Annotated in this window: 13 protein-coding genes and 2 riboswitches; of the genes, 8 read left to right on the plus strand and 5 right to left on the minus strand. The window is 36.9% G+C overall.

Annotation, left to right across the window (positions count from 1 at the left end):
* Positions 1 to 195 precede the first annotated feature (195 nt).
* A complete protein-coding gene (locus PRVXH_RS03420; protein WP_353893911.1) occupies positions 196 to 1635 on the plus strand; it encodes a leucine-rich repeat domain-containing protein in 1440 nt (479 codons plus the stop codon).
* 135 nt (positions 1636 to 1770) lie between these two features.
* On the plus strand, positions 1771 to 2982 hold the full coding sequence (locus PRVXH_RS03425) for an HDOD domain-containing protein (protein ID WP_353893912.1): 1212 nt from the start codon (positions 1771 to 1773) through the stop codon (positions 2980 to 2982).
* 74 nt (positions 2983 to 3056) lie between these two features.
* On the opposite strand, the gene PRVXH_RS03430 is transcribed toward PRVXH_RS03425, so the two are convergent.
* The 3 genes from PRVXH_RS03430 to PRVXH_RS03440 all read right to left on the minus strand — a co-directional run bounded on the left by PRVXH_RS03430 (position 3057) and on the right by PRVXH_RS03440 (position 6434).
* Positions 3057 to 3752: an RDD family protein gene (locus tag PRVXH_RS03430; protein ID WP_353893913.1), complete on the minus strand. Its 696-nt coding sequence runs from the start codon at positions 3750 to 3752 to the stop codon at positions 3057 to 3059.
* 29 nt (positions 3753 to 3781) lie between these two features.
* Positions 3782 to 5749, minus strand: coding sequence for a hypothetical protein (locus tag PRVXH_RS03435; protein ID WP_353893914.1), 1968 nt, complete (start codon positions 5747 to 5749; stop codon positions 3782 to 3784).
* Positions 5750 to 5897: 148 nt separating this feature from the next.
* The gene (locus PRVXH_RS03440; protein WP_353893915.1) at positions 5898 to 6434 is read right to left on the minus strand and encodes an RDD family protein; all 537 of its coding nucleotides are present in this window, start codon (positions 6432 to 6434) and stop codon (positions 5898 to 5900) included.
* Positions 6435 to 6655: 221 nt separating this feature from the next.
* A riboswitch (TPP riboswitch) is annotated at positions 6656 to 6759 on the plus strand.
* A gap of 45 nt (positions 6760 to 6804) precedes the next feature.
* Positions 6805 to 6913: riboswitch (TPP riboswitch) on the plus strand.
* A gap of 59 nt (positions 6914 to 6972) precedes the next feature.
* Between PRVXH_RS03440 and thiS the strand changes: the two genes are divergently transcribed.
* From thiS to PRVXH_RS03470, 6 genes are read left to right on the plus strand one after another with little or no spacing between them, the layout of a single operon-like run.
* Complete coding sequence (gene thiS / locus PRVXH_RS03445) at positions 6973 to 7167, plus strand: sulfur carrier protein ThiS (protein WP_353893916.1); 195 nt, start codon at positions 6973 to 6975, stop codon at positions 7165 to 7167.
* A 6-nt stretch (positions 7168 to 7173) separates the two neighbouring features.
* The gene (gene thiF, locus PRVXH_RS03450; RefSeq protein WP_353893917.1) at positions 7174 to 7980 is read left to right on the plus strand and encodes a sulfur carrier protein ThiS adenylyltransferase ThiF; all 807 of its coding nucleotides are present in this window, start codon (positions 7174 to 7176) and stop codon (positions 7978 to 7980) included.
* A gap of 13 nt (positions 7981 to 7993) precedes the next feature.
* Positions 7994 to 8770, plus strand: coding sequence for a thiazole synthase (locus PRVXH_RS03455; protein ID WP_353893918.1), 777 nt, complete (start codon positions 7994 to 7996; stop codon positions 8768 to 8770).
* Positions 8770 to 9873, plus strand: a complete 1104-nt coding sequence (gene thiH / locus PRVXH_RS03460; protein ID WP_353893919.1) for a 2-iminoacetate synthase ThiH — start codon at positions 8770 to 8772, stop codon at positions 9871 to 9873. The genes PRVXH_RS03455 and thiH overlap by 1 nt, the downstream gene beginning before the upstream one ends.
* Positions 9874 to 9917: 44 nt before the next feature.
* Positions 9918 to 11231 carry a phosphomethylpyrimidine synthase ThiC gene (thiC, locus tag PRVXH_RS03465; protein WP_353893920.1) on the plus strand — a complete coding sequence of 438 codons (1314 nt, stop codon included), beginning with the start codon at positions 9918 to 9920 and terminating at the stop codon, positions 11229 to 11231.
* A complete protein-coding gene (locus PRVXH_RS03470; protein WP_353893921.1) occupies positions 11224 to 11820 on the plus strand; it encodes a thiamine phosphate synthase in 597 nt (198 codons plus the stop codon). Before thiC ends, PRVXH_RS03470 begins: the two co-directional genes overlap by 8 nt.
* Positions 11821 to 12045: 225 nt before the next feature.
* On the opposite strand, the gene PRVXH_RS03475 is transcribed toward PRVXH_RS03470, so the two are convergent.
* Together PRVXH_RS03475 and PRVXH_RS03480 are read right to left on the minus strand one after the other, a co-directional pair.
* Positions 12046 to 13500: a methyl-accepting chemotaxis protein gene (locus PRVXH_RS03475; protein WP_353893922.1), complete on the minus strand. Its 1455-nt coding sequence runs from the start codon at positions 13498 to 13500 to the stop codon at positions 12046 to 12048.
* A 130-nt stretch (positions 13501 to 13630) separates the two neighbouring features.
* Complete coding sequence (locus PRVXH_RS03480) at positions 13631 to 14485, minus strand: SDR family NAD(P)-dependent oxidoreductase (protein WP_353893923.1); 855 nt, start codon at positions 14483 to 14485, stop codon at positions 13631 to 13633.
* Positions 14486 to 14526 lie beyond the last annotated feature (41 nt).

A 14526-nucleotide genomic window follows, 5' to 3' on the forward strand; every position in this document is an offset into this window, starting at 1 on the left:
ACTATAAGTTATTATAGCAAAATTTTAGTCTTTACAAGAACTTTTTTTAGGTTATTTACGTCTATTTAAGAAAGGGAAGTTAGATTTTAGAGGTGATGGTTAGGGTTTTGAAGAAGTAACATTGTAACTAGCAACCTACTATAGAATCAACTAAAAACTTGCTAAACTATCTACGTCTAAATTAGGGGGATTTTTATGGATAAACTAAGCTTTGAGGATAAGTTTTTTAGTAAGCTTAAAATTTTTGGGGAAAGGAAAAGAAACAATTTTAAGGCAGCTGTTATATCACTTGCTATTATTTTAGTGTTTTTAGTCGTTCGTTTTTTAGGGAGCTATCATGTAGTGGAGATTGATGTAGTAGCAACTCCTGAAAAAGCTGGGGAGGTAACAGGAACTGGTAGATATCAAAGGGGAGAAAGAGTTTCTGTATCTGCCGAAGCTAAGCAGGGGTATGTATTAGAAAAATGGACAAAAGATGGTGAAATGATTGAGTTTGATGATAACGGTTTGGCTATGATAACTAATCATAACTTCGAAGCCCAAGCTGATGCAGAGTTAGTAGCCCATTTTGAGAAAAGCTTAGACAATATCGATGATGTGCTAGCATCAGCTATAAAAGAGGAACTAAAAATTACAGGAAATATACGCCTAAGTGATATGGAAGATATTCAAAGTATTATCATTGATGGAAGCCATCTACAAGACAGACGGCTAGACTTAAGTGGCATAGAGTATGCGGAAAATCTTGAAACTGTAGTAATAAGAAACTTTGATCATGTTGACCTAAATCCTTTATACAATTTGACTAGGATTAAATCACTAAAGTTAAGTGCTATAGGATTAGATGATATAAATTCGTTGCAAACATTTTCTAATTTGAAAGAGCTTGACTTATCAAGCAATTCTCTGACGAACCTGTCAAGTTTAGAGAGCCTAACTTCTTTACAAGAGCTAACTTTAATGAATAATGGCATAGAAGATATTAAGCCCATAACCGAGCTTAATAACTTAACAAAGCTAGATATATCACACAACAAAGTAGAATGCATCTCCGAAGTAAGTAAGTTAACGGATATAAGACACCTATTATTGCACAGTAACGACATAGAAAACGTAACACCATTAAAGAAGTTAAAAAATCTTAAAACTATAAACATAGTTTCTCAGGAAAGCGGCTTAAAAGAGCCAAAGTACCTGGCTTATGAACTGGCACAGCTTCCTAAAATGCAAACCGCTTATATTGACAATAAAAACGGCGATAACATATTTGGCATAAATCAACCTTTAATTAAGATGAGCTGGTCACTTAATAGAGAGCATCTAGCTATTATTGGCATGGCTGATACTTTATATTTTGCCCAGCAACCTGGTGGAGAGATAATGGAAGTTAAAGTGCTAGATGCTAAGGCACTAGCACAGGGGAAGAAAGATTCAATCTTCGAATTACAAAAAGAGCAGAAAGAACATTTAATTGAAACAGGCTACTTAACTTCAGTTAAGTGGGAGGAAGATAGCTCGCTAAAGATATCATTTTCAGATAACCTTAAAATATATAAAGATGGCCTGCATCCTGTAGGTAAGATTAGTATTGACATAGAGCACGATGAGGTGGAGGTTAAATGGGAGAAAGACTAAGCACTTAGTAAAAACAATAAATTGTCTAAATTGACAGTTAATGTTATAATATGGATAAAATGTTAGAAGTTTATCTTATGCTGTCGATAATTTGTTAGCAATCTGCTTTATGTCCAAAGTTGAGGGGGATTTTATATGGATGTTTATGTAGCAAGGCAGCCAATCTTTAATAGGGGATTAGAGGTTTATGGCTATGAACTGCTATATCGCAGAAGCCTAAACAATTTTTATGAGGGAGAGGATGACTCTAAGGCCACTGCTGAGCTTATAAACAATGCTTTTTTAGTTATGGAGCTCAATGATTTGACAGATGGCACCTATGCATTTATAAACTTTTCTCAAGAAATGTTAGAACAAGAAATCCCTTTTCTATTAGATAAAGAGAAAGTTGTTATAGAAGTGCTTGAAAGGGTAGAGGTATCAGACAGGCTACTTTCAGCATGTAAAAAGTTAAGAGAGCAAGGATATATAATTGCTTTGGACGATTTTGTTTTAAAAGAGGAGAACGAAGCTCTTATCGAAGTTGCCGATATTATCAAGATGGAGTTTTCCGGTGTAAATAAAGTTAAGCAGCAACAGCTAATTGGAAAATATGGAAATAAGCTAAAATTTTTAGCTGAGAAAATAGAGACTAGGGAGGAGTTTCAGCAAGCTTCTTCTATGGGGTATCATTTTTTTCAAGGATACTTTTTTAGCAAACCTGCTATCAAAGTAGGTAAAGAAATTGATGGTTTTAATGCTAATTTACTTAGAATATTAAATGAGCTTGATCAAAAAGAGCCTGACTATCAGAAGCTTACTAATGTAATAGAAACTGACTTAGGATTATCATATAAATTACTAAAGCTTGCTAATTCAGTATTTTTTAGCTCAAGGTTTGAAATAAAATCAATTAGGCAGGCACTGGTTAGGATGGGAATTTCCGAGATTAAAAAATGGGTATATCTCCTAATGTTAAAGAGAATGCAAGGTATAGAGAATAAAGAATTGGTAAAAAATTGTCTAGTACGAGCTAAGCTTATGGAGTTTATTGCCACAGAATTTGGCAAAAATAACAAATTGGACTTTTTTATGACCGGAATGTTTTCATCTATAGATGTGTTGCTAAAAAGAGATATGGAGGAAATACTTCAAGAGCTTCCATTTAACGAAGATGTTAAAAACGCCCTTCTTGGCACTGATAATCAGCTAAGGCAGTCGTTAAAGTTGGTGCTAGAATTTGAGCAAGGAAACTGGGGTAATTTAGAGGAAAGCATACTTTTTAAAAAAATACCAAAAGCAAAGTTTATGGAAAGATACACAAGCGCTCTACAATGGGCTAAAGAGTTAGAATATCTTGACAGCTGATAAAAAATAAATGATATAGTTGTCTATAAAATAAAAAGATGTATTTCAGCAACTTAGCTGAAATACATCTTTTTTTAGCTGTTAGAACTATTTACATGGTGGGAGTTGGTAGCGTTAACACCTCTTGGAAACTTACTTACATATGTATCTGTAATTCTATCGTGCATGGCCTGTTTATTTTTTGTAAAAGCAGCCATTATAAAGCCGATAAATAACGTTACTGCCGAAATAATCTTGGCAAAATACCTACCGTTTGCCCTGGCAAAAGAGATTCTATTACTGTCTATATCAACAACTTTTAGACCTAGCGCCATTTTGCCTAATGTAGCTTGTTGTTTTGAGGACTCCATTATTGTAAAGTACAGCCACGATATCACAAGTGAAAGTAATAGACCAACGCTTTCGGCAAAAGCCACTATTTCATGTTCTAAATAACCCATCGCTATCATTATAAGGCCTATTATAAATCCTATAGGAAAGCCTATAACAAGACCGGATACTTCGATAGTTATAATGTCTATAATTAGAGCAGCTAGCCTTCTAAAAAATCCTCCGTGCTGAACTGATGCTTGAGTATTTTTCTGCTTAATTTGATAGTTAGAGTTTTTAGATTGAGTTCGGCACCCACAGTTTAAGCAAATTTCTTGGTCTTCTTTAGTTTCCCCTCCACATTCTTGGCAAAAATTTTGCTCTGTTAGCGGCCTTAAGCCACAGCTAACGCACACAACAGCTTTATCAGCTACTTCATTGCCACAATTCCTACAAAACATTAACTATCACCTCATTTATTGATTGCTTGTTACTCTCTAACGTTGGACATAAAATTGTGATAACCTCCCCTAAAACGTTCTAATAGAGAGTTTTTCTCAACTTCATGTTCTTTGATGGGGGCCTTTTTAAACTGTTTAGGTTTTTCTATTATGTTAATTTCATTTGTATTTATAAAAAACTGTCCACATGAAGTCATAATAAGATAGATTGAGTCAGGGTTATTTAGTGGACGATGGGTAATACCTTCTTTTAAAATAAAAGAGACAAGGCTATCAAAATCGGTGGGATTATCTATGGATAGAGTCCTTTTATCTAGAGAGTATATATGATAATTATAGTCATGCTCATATAAGTTTTTTAGTTGATTTGTATCTCTGTTAGCTGTGACTGCCATTTTGGAGTTAAAAGCTCTAAAAGTATTTTGGTAATTATCCACACTTTCATTAAAGAAGCTATAAGTTTTAGGAGCGTTTTGAGCTATTTCATCTCGAGTTGGTGTGTATCCAGAACCTCTATTTTCATTAATATAATAGCTTGCAAATCCTTCTGCAAAATATTCATCTGCCCTGTCAGTGTAATAACTTAAATCATACCAAGGGCTATAGAACAGCTTTGAAGCTTCTTTATTGAAAATTTCTTTAAATTCTTCTGTATCGGAAACTCGGCTTAATAGAAAGTGGTCAACTGCATGTCCGATTTCGTGAAGAGCTGTCATATATGGATTTGGTTGATCAAGCCTTGTCACAAGCAGTCTGTCTTTATAGCTAGAAAGTCCCACAGGGTTGACTTCTCGAAGAGTTCCTACAGTGGTGGCATGATCCATACTAAATTCAGGCTGATTGCCTATATGACCATAGATAAATCTGTGGGAGACACCAATTGAAGTTAGATCTTTTAATATTTCTAAGGGGATGCGCTCCATTTCTTTTATAGAGTTGGTAACTAAATGCTGATTATAATTCCCGTCTGGAACTTCAATAAAATCGTACATAGTATATTTGAAGTCATCGTCATTGCTGGCGGGTTCTATAACCTTAGAAAGGTGGTAGAAGTCGTCATAGTATTTTTCGCTACCTTCAACTGTCTCATAAAAAATATCAGTTAATGTAAAATCTTGAATCTGCAACATCATAACATCGTGGTGGACCTTGTCAGTAATTACATTACTTAAAGCTGGAGCTACTTCATCTTGGTTATAAAATTGACCTTCTAATATTTTACCGTCAACCCATTTTCCCTTATAAAATTTATCATCATCACTATAGAGAGTGCCTAGCCCATTTGGTAGGCCAAAATCCCATGCTCCTTCATAAATTAAACTTCCATCTACAAAATACCTACCTTCACAGCTATAATAATTTTGAGACCACTGCCCCTCATAAACTAAATTTTCGCCATTAAACTCTTTGCCTTGGCCATGACGGGCGTGTTTCTTCCAGTGCCCTTTATAAATCAATTGATCTGACTGATAATATTTCCCGTCACCATGAAAGGTGTTGCTTTCCATTTCTCCGACATATAAAAGTTCGCCATCTTGATTAAAAAGTTTGCCTTGACCATGTTTTAACCCTTTTTGCCAATAACCTTCATACTTTAGCTGCCCGTTAGTGTAAAAACTGTTTCCTGCCCCATGAGGGAGCCCGTTTTTAAACTCACCTTTATACAGGGCGTCGCTATTTCGGTATAACTTTCCTGGTCCATTAAGCCTACCATCCTTAAAATAGCCTTTGGCAATTTTTGCGCCATTTTCTGAATAAAGAACTCCCTCGCCATTTGGGACGCCGTTTACGATATCACCATTAAACTTAATTGAACCATCACCATAATATATGTTATTTGATGCGCCATAACCGTATAGTATTGCACCTGAAAAAGAACCACCTATAATGAGCGCAGAGAAGAGTACTACAGCTGCTATTATAAGTGTTTTTTTTCTAAACTTATGTATATTGTTGGTTAGCGTTCTTCGTTTTCTAGGAATCTTTTGATTCGACATTAAAAGTGCTCTCCTCCATTATCTTGATTGTTATTATTTCGACAAAACATCTTATATTTCCTTTAATAAAAGGTGTTTATACAAGTTAAAAAAAAGCAAAATCTTTTATAAAAGACTTTGCTTACTAAAAACATGTATAAACTAGAATTTACTTATTAACAACATAGGTTTGTGCAATTTTATCATGTAATGCTTGTTTACGGTCTGTGAATCCAGCCATAATATAGCCAATTAACAAAATGATTGCAGATAAAATTTTAGCAAAGAAACGGCCATTAGCTCTTGCAAAGGAGATTCGGTTATTATTTTTATCTACCACTTTAACACCTAACAGCATTTTCCCTAGTGTAGCTTGCCACTTAGAAGATTCCATCAAGGTGTGGTATAACCAGGTTGTTCCCAACCCAATACAATACGCAAGTAAAATCAAAGAAGCTTCTATTACCATTACAGTAGAATTTGTATTGAGCATAGTAATTATAAATATTCCACCTAAGATAAATCCTAACAGCAATCCGATGGCTCCTAATAAAACGTTATCAATCAAATAAGCAACTAACCTTTTGAAAAAACCAGCGTCTTCTACGCAGTTATTTGCTTCTGCATTATTTTCGGTGCTTACTCCACAATGAATGCAAATAACTGCCTTAGAATTGATTTCCTTACCACAATTATGGCAATGCAAATTACTCCACCTCCAGTTAATAGTTTCACATGTTTTTTCTATATTAGATTGGCAATCCCCTCTAAATCTGTAAAATTATAAGCTTTCGCGTTGAATAAAGGTAATAATAAGCGTCTTCTTGAAGTAAGTTTATAAATAAGTGGTAAAAAGGAGGAAGATATGGTAGACAATTTTTCATTGACACTTATCATTTTCATGGTTATAATTAAGGCAAAAGTTACATAGAAAGCTAGGGGTGCCTTTTTAAAGAGGCTGAGAGGGCAGCTGCCTAACCCTTGAACCTGATGTAGTTTATACTACCGTAGGAAAGCTAATTTTGCTAAAAACAGCACAAAAGCTCACCTATGGTGGGCTTTATTTTATACTAAAACTAAATATAAAGGGGAGCTTATATCGATAGGCTGAGAAAGGGATGTTATCTCTGACCCGAAAAACCTGATTTGGGTAATGCCAACGTAGGGAACATTATTTTTTCTATACGCAGATAAAGGCAACCCTTTAGGGTTTGTCTTTATTTTAATTTTAAGGAGGTGTAATCATGGTCGTTATAAACGGTAAAGAGATGGATTGTGACGGTATGACTGTAACTGAAATGCTAAAGGAGCTAAAATTTGATTCTCAAAAGGTTGTAGTGGAAATAAATCAAGAGATAATTGATAAGGTAGACTATGCTAGCCAAGTGTTAGACAAAAAAGATAAAGTAGAAATTGTAGGCTTTGTGGGAGGCGGGTAAAAAAATATGAAGGTTTACGTCAACGAACAACCTTTAAAAATATCTCAAGAAGAGACTGCTTTTGGGATTAGAGGAAAGGTAAAACAAGATGCTGATGTAATTGTGCTAAATGGATTCATTATCAGGGCAGATCAAAAGCTTAGAGAAAATGATGAGTTAATTTTTATTAAAAAAGGAGAAATGCCCGCAAAAGAGGATTTAGAAGCTTTACTTGTCGCCCGGCATACTCCAGGAGTTCATAAAAAGGTCAAAAACGCTAAGATTGGGATTGCAGGTTTAGGAGGATTAGGCTCTAATATTGCTTTGTCCTTAGCTAGAACAGGAGTTGGAAAGCTTTTACTTGTGGATTTTGATGTTGTGGAGCCAAGTAATCTAAATAGGCAGCATTACTTTGTTAAACATATCGGTATGTACAAGACAGATGCTTTAAGAGACATTCTAACGCAGATAAACCCTTTTGTGGAAGTTGAAACCAAGCGTGTTTATCTTGATGAAAATAACATGGCGGACACCTTTAAGGATGTGGATATCGTAGTAGAAGCATTTGATAACCCCACTTGTAAAGCTGAGCTAGTAAATACAGTGCTAACAAAGCTACCACAAAAGCCAATAGTGGCAGCTTCTGGCATGGCGGGATACTTTTCTAGTAATCTGATAGATACGAAAAAAGTTAGAAAAAACTTATATCTAGTTGGAGATGGAGTTAATGAAGCTAAAGAAGGCTCGGGTCTTATGGCGCCGAGGGTAGCAGTGGCTGCAAACCATCAGGCAAATATGGTGCTAAGATTGATTTTAGGTGAAAAAGAAGTCTAAAGGAGGATGTAAAATGGATCAATTCGTATTAGCTGGGACGAAATTTACTAGCCGGCTGTTTGTGGGAACAGGCAAGTTTGCTAATCATAAACTTATGGGGGAAGCTATCGATAGCTCCAACAGCGAGATGGTTACCATGGCGTTAAGAAGAGTGGATATGGATAGTAGGGAAACAAACATTTTAGAATATATACCTAAAAGATGCACACTGCTTCCCAACACGTCAGGTGCTAGAAATGCAGATGAAGCAATTCGCATTGCAAAGCTAGCTAGAGCAACGGGATGTGGTGACTGGATTAAAATAGAGGTTATATCAGATCAAAAGTATCTCCTTCCCGATAATTACGAGACTATTAAGGCAACAAAAGTTTTGGCTAAGGAAGGATTTAAGGTGTTACCTTACATGAGTCCTGACTTGATGGCTGCTAAGGCTATGGAAGAAGCTGGGGCGGCAGCTGTCATGCCTCTTGGGTCACCAATTGGCACAAACCGTGGTCTTAAAACCCGTGAACTTATAGAAATTCTAATCGATGAGATTAATGTGCCGATAATAGTAGACGCAGGTATCGGGAAACCATCTCAAGCGGCTGAAGCTATGGAGATGGGGGCTGAGGCTGTGCTTGTAAATACCGCAATATCATCAGCGTCTGACCCTGTAAAAATGGCGCAAGCATTCGACTTAGCAGTAAAAGCGGGCAGAAGTGCTTATCTAGCAAAGGCGGGGGGAGAAGTAAAGCTTGCCAGGGCATCTTCTCCGTTAACCGGATTTTTAAATGAGGATGATAAATAATGTCCTTTACTGATATTATCCAAAACTATAGTGATTTTGACTACAGCAGCTATTTCTCATCTATTAAAAAAGATGATATTTTAAAGGTGTTAAATAAAAGTAAGCTTGATATAAATGACTATCTTGCGCTACTTTCGCCAGCAGCAAGCGAATGTTTAGAGGAGATGGCTCAGAGAGCTAATAGGTTATCTATCCAACATTTTGGAAAAACTGTTCTTTTATATACTCCGATGTATCTATCGAATTACTGTGTTAACAAATGCCTTTACTGTTCCTTTAATGCAGAACATAACATAAAACGCAAAAAACTTGATGAATGTGAAATCGAAAAAGAGGCTATATCTATTTCTAAAACTGGTATAAAACATATTCTTTTACTTACGGGAGAATCTAGGCAGGCCACCCCAGTTTCGTATATCTTAAGTGCTGTAAAAATACTTAAAAAATATTTTCAGTCAATATCTATAGAAATCTATCCCCTTACAGGAGAAGAGTATAGGCAAATGGTTGATGCCGGGGTTGATGGACTAACTATCTATCAAGAAGTATATGATGAAGATATTTATAAAAAGGTACATGTTAAAGGACCTAAAAAAGACTATCACTTTAGGCTTAAAGCTCCTGAGAGGGCATGTGAGCAAAAAATTAGAACTGTAAATATAGGGGCGCTTTTGGGCCTTTCTAATTGGAGGCAAGAGGCTTTTATAACAGGACTTCATGCTAGCTATTTACAAGGTGCTTACCCGGATGTGGAAGTAAGTATTTCCCTTCCGCGGATACGCCCTCATGTGGGTAGATTTGACGATATTTACCCCGTGGGTGATAGGGAGTTAGTACAGATTCTTCTAGCGTTTAAAAACTTTATTCCATTTGGTGGGGTTACTATATCCACAAGAGAAGAGCAAGCTTTTAGGGATAAATTGGTTCCGCTAGGGGTTACGAAAATGTCCGCCGGTGTTATGACATCTGTTGGCGGTCATAGCACTAAAAACGAGGAGACCAGCCAATTTGAAATTGGAGATACTCGCAGTGTGGAAGAAATGAAGAAGGCTATTTTTGATATAGGCTATCAACCAATTTTTAAAGACTGGTTGACATTATAAATTTACTTCGCTTTTCAATATTATAAAAAAGGGAGAGAAGTGTAATGGAATTTACCACTCAGATGGATGCGGCTAAGAAGGGTATTGTAACTAAAGAGATGGAGAAAGTAGCTAAAAAGGAACAGGTGGAAGTAGAAAAGCTAAGAAAGCTTGTAGCAGAAGGCAAGGTGGCTATCCCTGCAAATAAGAACCATAAAAGCCTAGACCCAGAAGCCATAGGAGACGGCCTTAGGACAAAGATTAACGTTAATTTAGGTATCTCTAAGGATTGTCCCAGCATCGATGCGGAGCTGGAAAAAGTACAAACTGCCTTAGATATGAAAGCAGAAGCCATAATGGATTTAAGTTCATTTGGGAAAACTGAGGAGTTTAGAAAAAGACTAGTTGAAATGTCTCCGGCAATGATAGGGACTGTGCCAATATATGATGCAGTCGGGTTTTATGATAAAGAATTAAAAGATATAACAGCACAAGAGTTTTTGGACGTTGTGGAAAAACACGGAAAAGATGGTGTGGATTTTGTCACCATACACGCAGGGATAAATCGCGAAACTGCGGAAGTTTTCAAACGCAACAAAAGGATCACTAACATAGTCTCAAGAGGCGGCTCCTTAATGTACGCTTGGATGGAACTAAATGGTGAGGAAAATCCCTTTTTTAAGTATTATGATAAGTTATTGGATATCTGTGAAAAATATGATATTACCTTAAGTTTAGGCGATGCATGCAGACCGGGCAGTATAAGTGATGCTACCGACGCCAGTCAGATAAAAGAGCTAATGGTGTTAGGAGAGTTAACGCTAAGGGCTTGGGAGCGTAATGTGCAGGTAATGATAGAAGGACCAGGGCATATGGCCATTAACGAAATAGAAGCAAATATGGTGCTAGAAAAGAAGCTGTGCCACGGTGCGCCGTTTTATGTGCTAGGACCTATAGTTACAGACATAGCTCCAGGCTATGACCATATAACAAGCGCCATCGGCGGTGCCATTGCAGCTAGCCACGGTGCAGACTTTTTATGCTATGTAACCCCGGCTGAGCATCTAAAGCTTCCTAATCTAGAAGATATGAAAGAGGGAATTATAGCTTCTAAAATTGCAGCTCATGCAGGAGATATTGCAAAAGGAGTTAAAGGAGCTAAGGATAAAGATGATGAGATGAGCCGTCGCCGTCAAAAACTAGATTGGAAGGGCATGTTTGAGCTAGCTATAGATCCAGAAAAGGCGCAAAGATATAGAGCAGAATCCATGCCAGAGCATGAGGACAGCTGCACCATGTGTGGCAAGATGTGCTCTATGCGGAACATGAACAAGGTAATGGAAGGCAAAGATATCAATATTTTGAGAGATGATGAATAAAAAAATATTTCTTGTCACAAACAGAAAGCTAGCAGGCGATAACTTTTATCATGTATTAGAGCAAGCGGTAGCCGGTGGAGTGGGAGCCATTATTCTACGAGAAAAAGACCTGTCAACAGAAAAGCTTTTGCCAATTGCCGAGAAAATAAAAGAGATTATCGGAAAAAAAGATGTAAAGCTTATCATTAACAGTAACTTAGAGGTCGCTCGTGCAGTCGAAGCTGACGGTTTACATTTGACTTTTAGAGACTTTATAAGCAACGGTATAAAATGGAACAAAACCATGGGAGTTTCAGTCCATAGCGTAAAAGAAGCAGTACTAGCTCAAAAAGGTGGGGCAGACTATCTACTATGTGGACACGTTTTTCAGACCGATTGTAAAAAAGGGGTTGAGCCAAGAGGAGTTTCCTACTTAGAAGAAATTTTAAAAAAGGTAGACATACCAGTAATACCAATAGGCGGCATAGACACAAATACCGCATTAGAAATTATTAACCTACCTATATGTGGTATTGCCGTTATGTCCTTGCTTATGAGCTCCCAAAACCCCAAAAAACATATTCAAGATTTAAAACTTCTGGTGAAATAAAACCACCTTTTATCTACTCACCACACGTGCATAATAAACAGAACCTGGGGGAGGTATGTGGCTTTATTTAGCAAAAGACGGTTCCGGTCATCAAAAGTGATGATCGGAACCGTCTTTTATTTGTTTTGCCTAGATTTGTCCCAGCTTTTATAGCTGGTTAATTAGCTGTAAGCTCTATACTGATTGAAGTTTCACTTTATGTGTGGGCTATAATTATTTTTGAAATTAAAAGCTATCTGCAGTTTCTTTTAGTTCTTTAGCTAGTTTGTCTAGGTTCTGGCTTATGTCGGTCATGCCATCCATGGATGCAGCTTGCTGCTCTACTGAGCTGGAAACTTCTTCGGTACTAGCTGCATTTTGTTGAGCTATGGAGGTAAGGTTTTGTAGCACATCCATAATAGTTTCCTTCATTTCAACCATCTTTGTTTCCGCACTTTTAAGTACGTTAACCTTGTTTTTAGTATCTTCTATAGATTCAGCAAGATTGTTAAATACAGTTTGAGTTTCTTGTATAGAAGCAGTTTGTGAGCTGATTATATCTACGGCATTTTCCATATTTTCATAAGTTAAATCTGTACTTTCCTTAAGGGCACTCATGACCTTGTTTATCTCGCCGGCCGATTTAGCGGACTCTTCTGCTAGTTTTCGAATTTCTTCTGCAACTACAGCAAACCCTTTTCCAGCTTCCCCGGCTCTAGCAGCTTCGATGCTAGCATTTAAAGCTAATAGATTTGTTTGCTCTGCTATCTGGCTGATAGAGCTACTAGCAATAGTTATAGCTTCGGTGCTGTTATTTGTATTTTCCACCATTTCCTTAAGCAAGGTTATAGCTTCATTGCTTTGCTTAGTTTTAACATCAAGGTCCTTTAGGATATCAAGACCATCGTTTTTGAGGTTTTCAGTATTTGCCGTGATGTTATTCAGTGTGTTTGTAGCTGAAACAATCTGATCTAATCCGTCAGATAAATTTTCTGCTTCTTTTGCCCCATCTTCTGTGTCTTGGGCTTGTACTGAAGAACTTTTTGCAATCTCTTCTATTACACGGGACACTTCATCAATTGAAAGAGAGGTTTCTTTTACGGTGGTCATAAGAGTTTGGGAAGAGTTTGTCAATTCATTGGTTGTTTTAACTAAAGAAGCGATTATGTTATCTTTTTTACTTTTATCCTTCTCCATCTGTGCTATGTAATCACCGTTTTCCTTACTTGATTTACCTATAATAGCAGTGTTTACGAATTGAACAAAAATAGTAAGTGCAATAACGATAATTACATTTAAAAATTCTCCCTGTTCAAATTTTCCTGAAAGGGCGTTAATGACATTAGCAGCTAAAACTATAGCTGACACCCCGGCTGTGAGCCACTTATTCCCATAAACGGTAAAAACACCGATTAACGGGAAGGCAAATATAAAGGATAGTACATTTTCAGATGTTACCGTTGTATAAAAATGAGTTCCCATAAAGAAAAATGCCAAAATAAATTTAATATACTTGTCGGACGGAGTTTTATGAAAGCGAAAAAAGCTGTAAGCCAATGATGCCCAAGATAAACCCACTAGAATATAAACAACAAAATCAACGCTATCTGTTGCAAAAGCAGTAAGAGAAACGAGTAGTGCAGTAAAAAAACAAAGGGTCATCAAACTTTTGTTAGCGGCTTCTAAAAACTTTTTGTTCATGGTGTTACCCCCCCCTTTAGGATAGTTTCATATTCCATAAAGCTGCAAACTATACCTTCGACATTTTTCTACAAATTCCTGCAATGTTATAAAAAAAAGAAGAGGCAATGCTTAGCCCCTTCTTTTATCCTTATCTTCTAAAAAGCTCTGCAGAAGGATTTTTGCCTTCTAGCATACTTTTAACTCTCAACCCGATAACTGGGTTGTACTGAGGATGAGTTAAGATGTAAAACTGTTCTTCTTCAATTCCAGTAAACACACTTTGAGCTACTGAGTTAATTGGAATACCAGTTGTGATTACGTGCTTAGCTTTGGCAAGGCCGGTTTTATAGCTGGCGCTTTGATAGTATGGATCATCGTCAATGGCAAAGCGCTCCGGGCGACGTTTATCACAGTTGTGTAAGTCCGTTTGCACAAAGCCTGGGCAATATAGAGACATTTTAATGTTTGCATTCATTGCCTGTAGTTGATAGTTGGCTGCTTCAGTCATTCCCACAACAGCAAACTTTGTTGTGTGATAAGCTGGCATGCCCGGTGTTGTTAATAGGCCGGCAACGGAAGAAACGTTTACAATATGGCATGGAGTTTTTTGTTTTAGCATAATAGGAACAAAAACTCTTAAGCCATACATCATTCCCCATACGTTAACTCCCATAGTCCATTCCCAATCTTTTAAAGGCATTTCCCAAATAGAACCTGAGGTGACGACACCGGCATTATTGAACAGTAAATCCACCGATCCAAAAGCATCTAATGCTTTTTTAGCTAAGTCTTCCATTTCTTCAAAAACTGAAGTATCCATTTCTACAGCTAAAACTTCAGCACCAAGATCTTTTACCACTTGTGATGACTTCTTTAGATCCTCGCCATCTATATCTGCCATAACAACCTTCATTTCTCTTCTAGCACATTCTTTAGCTACTTCAAAACCAAAGCCATTTGCGGCACCGGTAATAACTGCGGTCTTATTTTTAAATTCTTTCATTTTTACTACCTCCTTAACGCATATTTTTTTCTAGAAAGCTT

The sequence above is a fragment of the Proteinivorax hydrogeniformans genome, from assembly GCF_040515995.1.
In the GTDB taxonomy this organism is placed as follows: domain Bacteria; phylum Bacillota; class Proteinivoracia; order Proteinivoracales; family Proteinivoracaceae; genus Proteinivorax; species Proteinivorax hydrogeniformans.

Excerpts from the sequence above, each read along its gene's own strand:
- PRVXH_RS03475 (WP_353893922.1), bottom strand. The coding sequence starts at position 13,500 with ATGAACAAAAAGTTTTTAGAAGCCGCTAACAAAAGTTTGATGACCCTT.
- PRVXH_RS03435 (WP_353893914.1), bottom strand. The coding sequence starts at position 5,749 with ATGTCGAATCAAAAGATTCCTAGAAAACGAAGAACGCTAACCAACAAT.
- thiH (WP_353893919.1), top strand. The coding sequence starts at position 8,770 with ATGTCCTTTACTGATATTATCCAAAACTATAGTGATTTTGACTACAGC.
- PRVXH_RS03425 (WP_353893912.1), top strand. The coding sequence starts at position 1,771 with ATGGATGTTTATGTAGCAAGGCAGCCAATCTTTAATAGGGGATTAGAG.
- PRVXH_RS03430 (WP_353893913.1), bottom strand. The coding sequence starts at position 3,752 with ATGTTTTGTAGGAATTGTGGCAATGAAGTAGCTGATAAAGCTGTTGTG.
- thiC (WP_353893920.1), top strand. The coding sequence starts at position 9,918 with ATGGAATTTACCACTCAGATGGATGCGGCTAAGAAGGGTATTGTAACT.
- PRVXH_RS03480 (WP_353893923.1), bottom strand. The coding sequence starts at position 14,485 with ATGAAAGAATTTAAAAATAAGACCGCAGTTATTACCGGTGCCGCAAAT.
- PRVXH_RS03470 (WP_353893921.1), top strand. The coding sequence starts at position 11,224 with ATGAATAAAAAAATATTTCTTGTCACAAACAGAAAGCTAGCAGGCGAT.
- PRVXH_RS03420 (WP_353893911.1), top strand. The coding sequence starts at position 196 with ATGGATAAACTAAGCTTTGAGGATAAGTTTTTTAGTAAGCTTAAAATT.
- thiS (WP_353893916.1), top strand. The coding sequence starts at position 6,973 with ATGGTCGTTATAAACGGTAAAGAGATGGATTGTGACGGTATGACTGTA.
- thiF (WP_353893917.1), top strand. The coding sequence starts at position 7,174 with ATGAAGGTTTACGTCAACGAACAACCTTTAAAAATATCTCAAGAAGAG.
- PRVXH_RS03455 (WP_353893918.1), top strand. The coding sequence starts at position 7,994 with ATGGATCAATTCGTATTAGCTGGGACGAAATTTACTAGCCGGCTGTTT.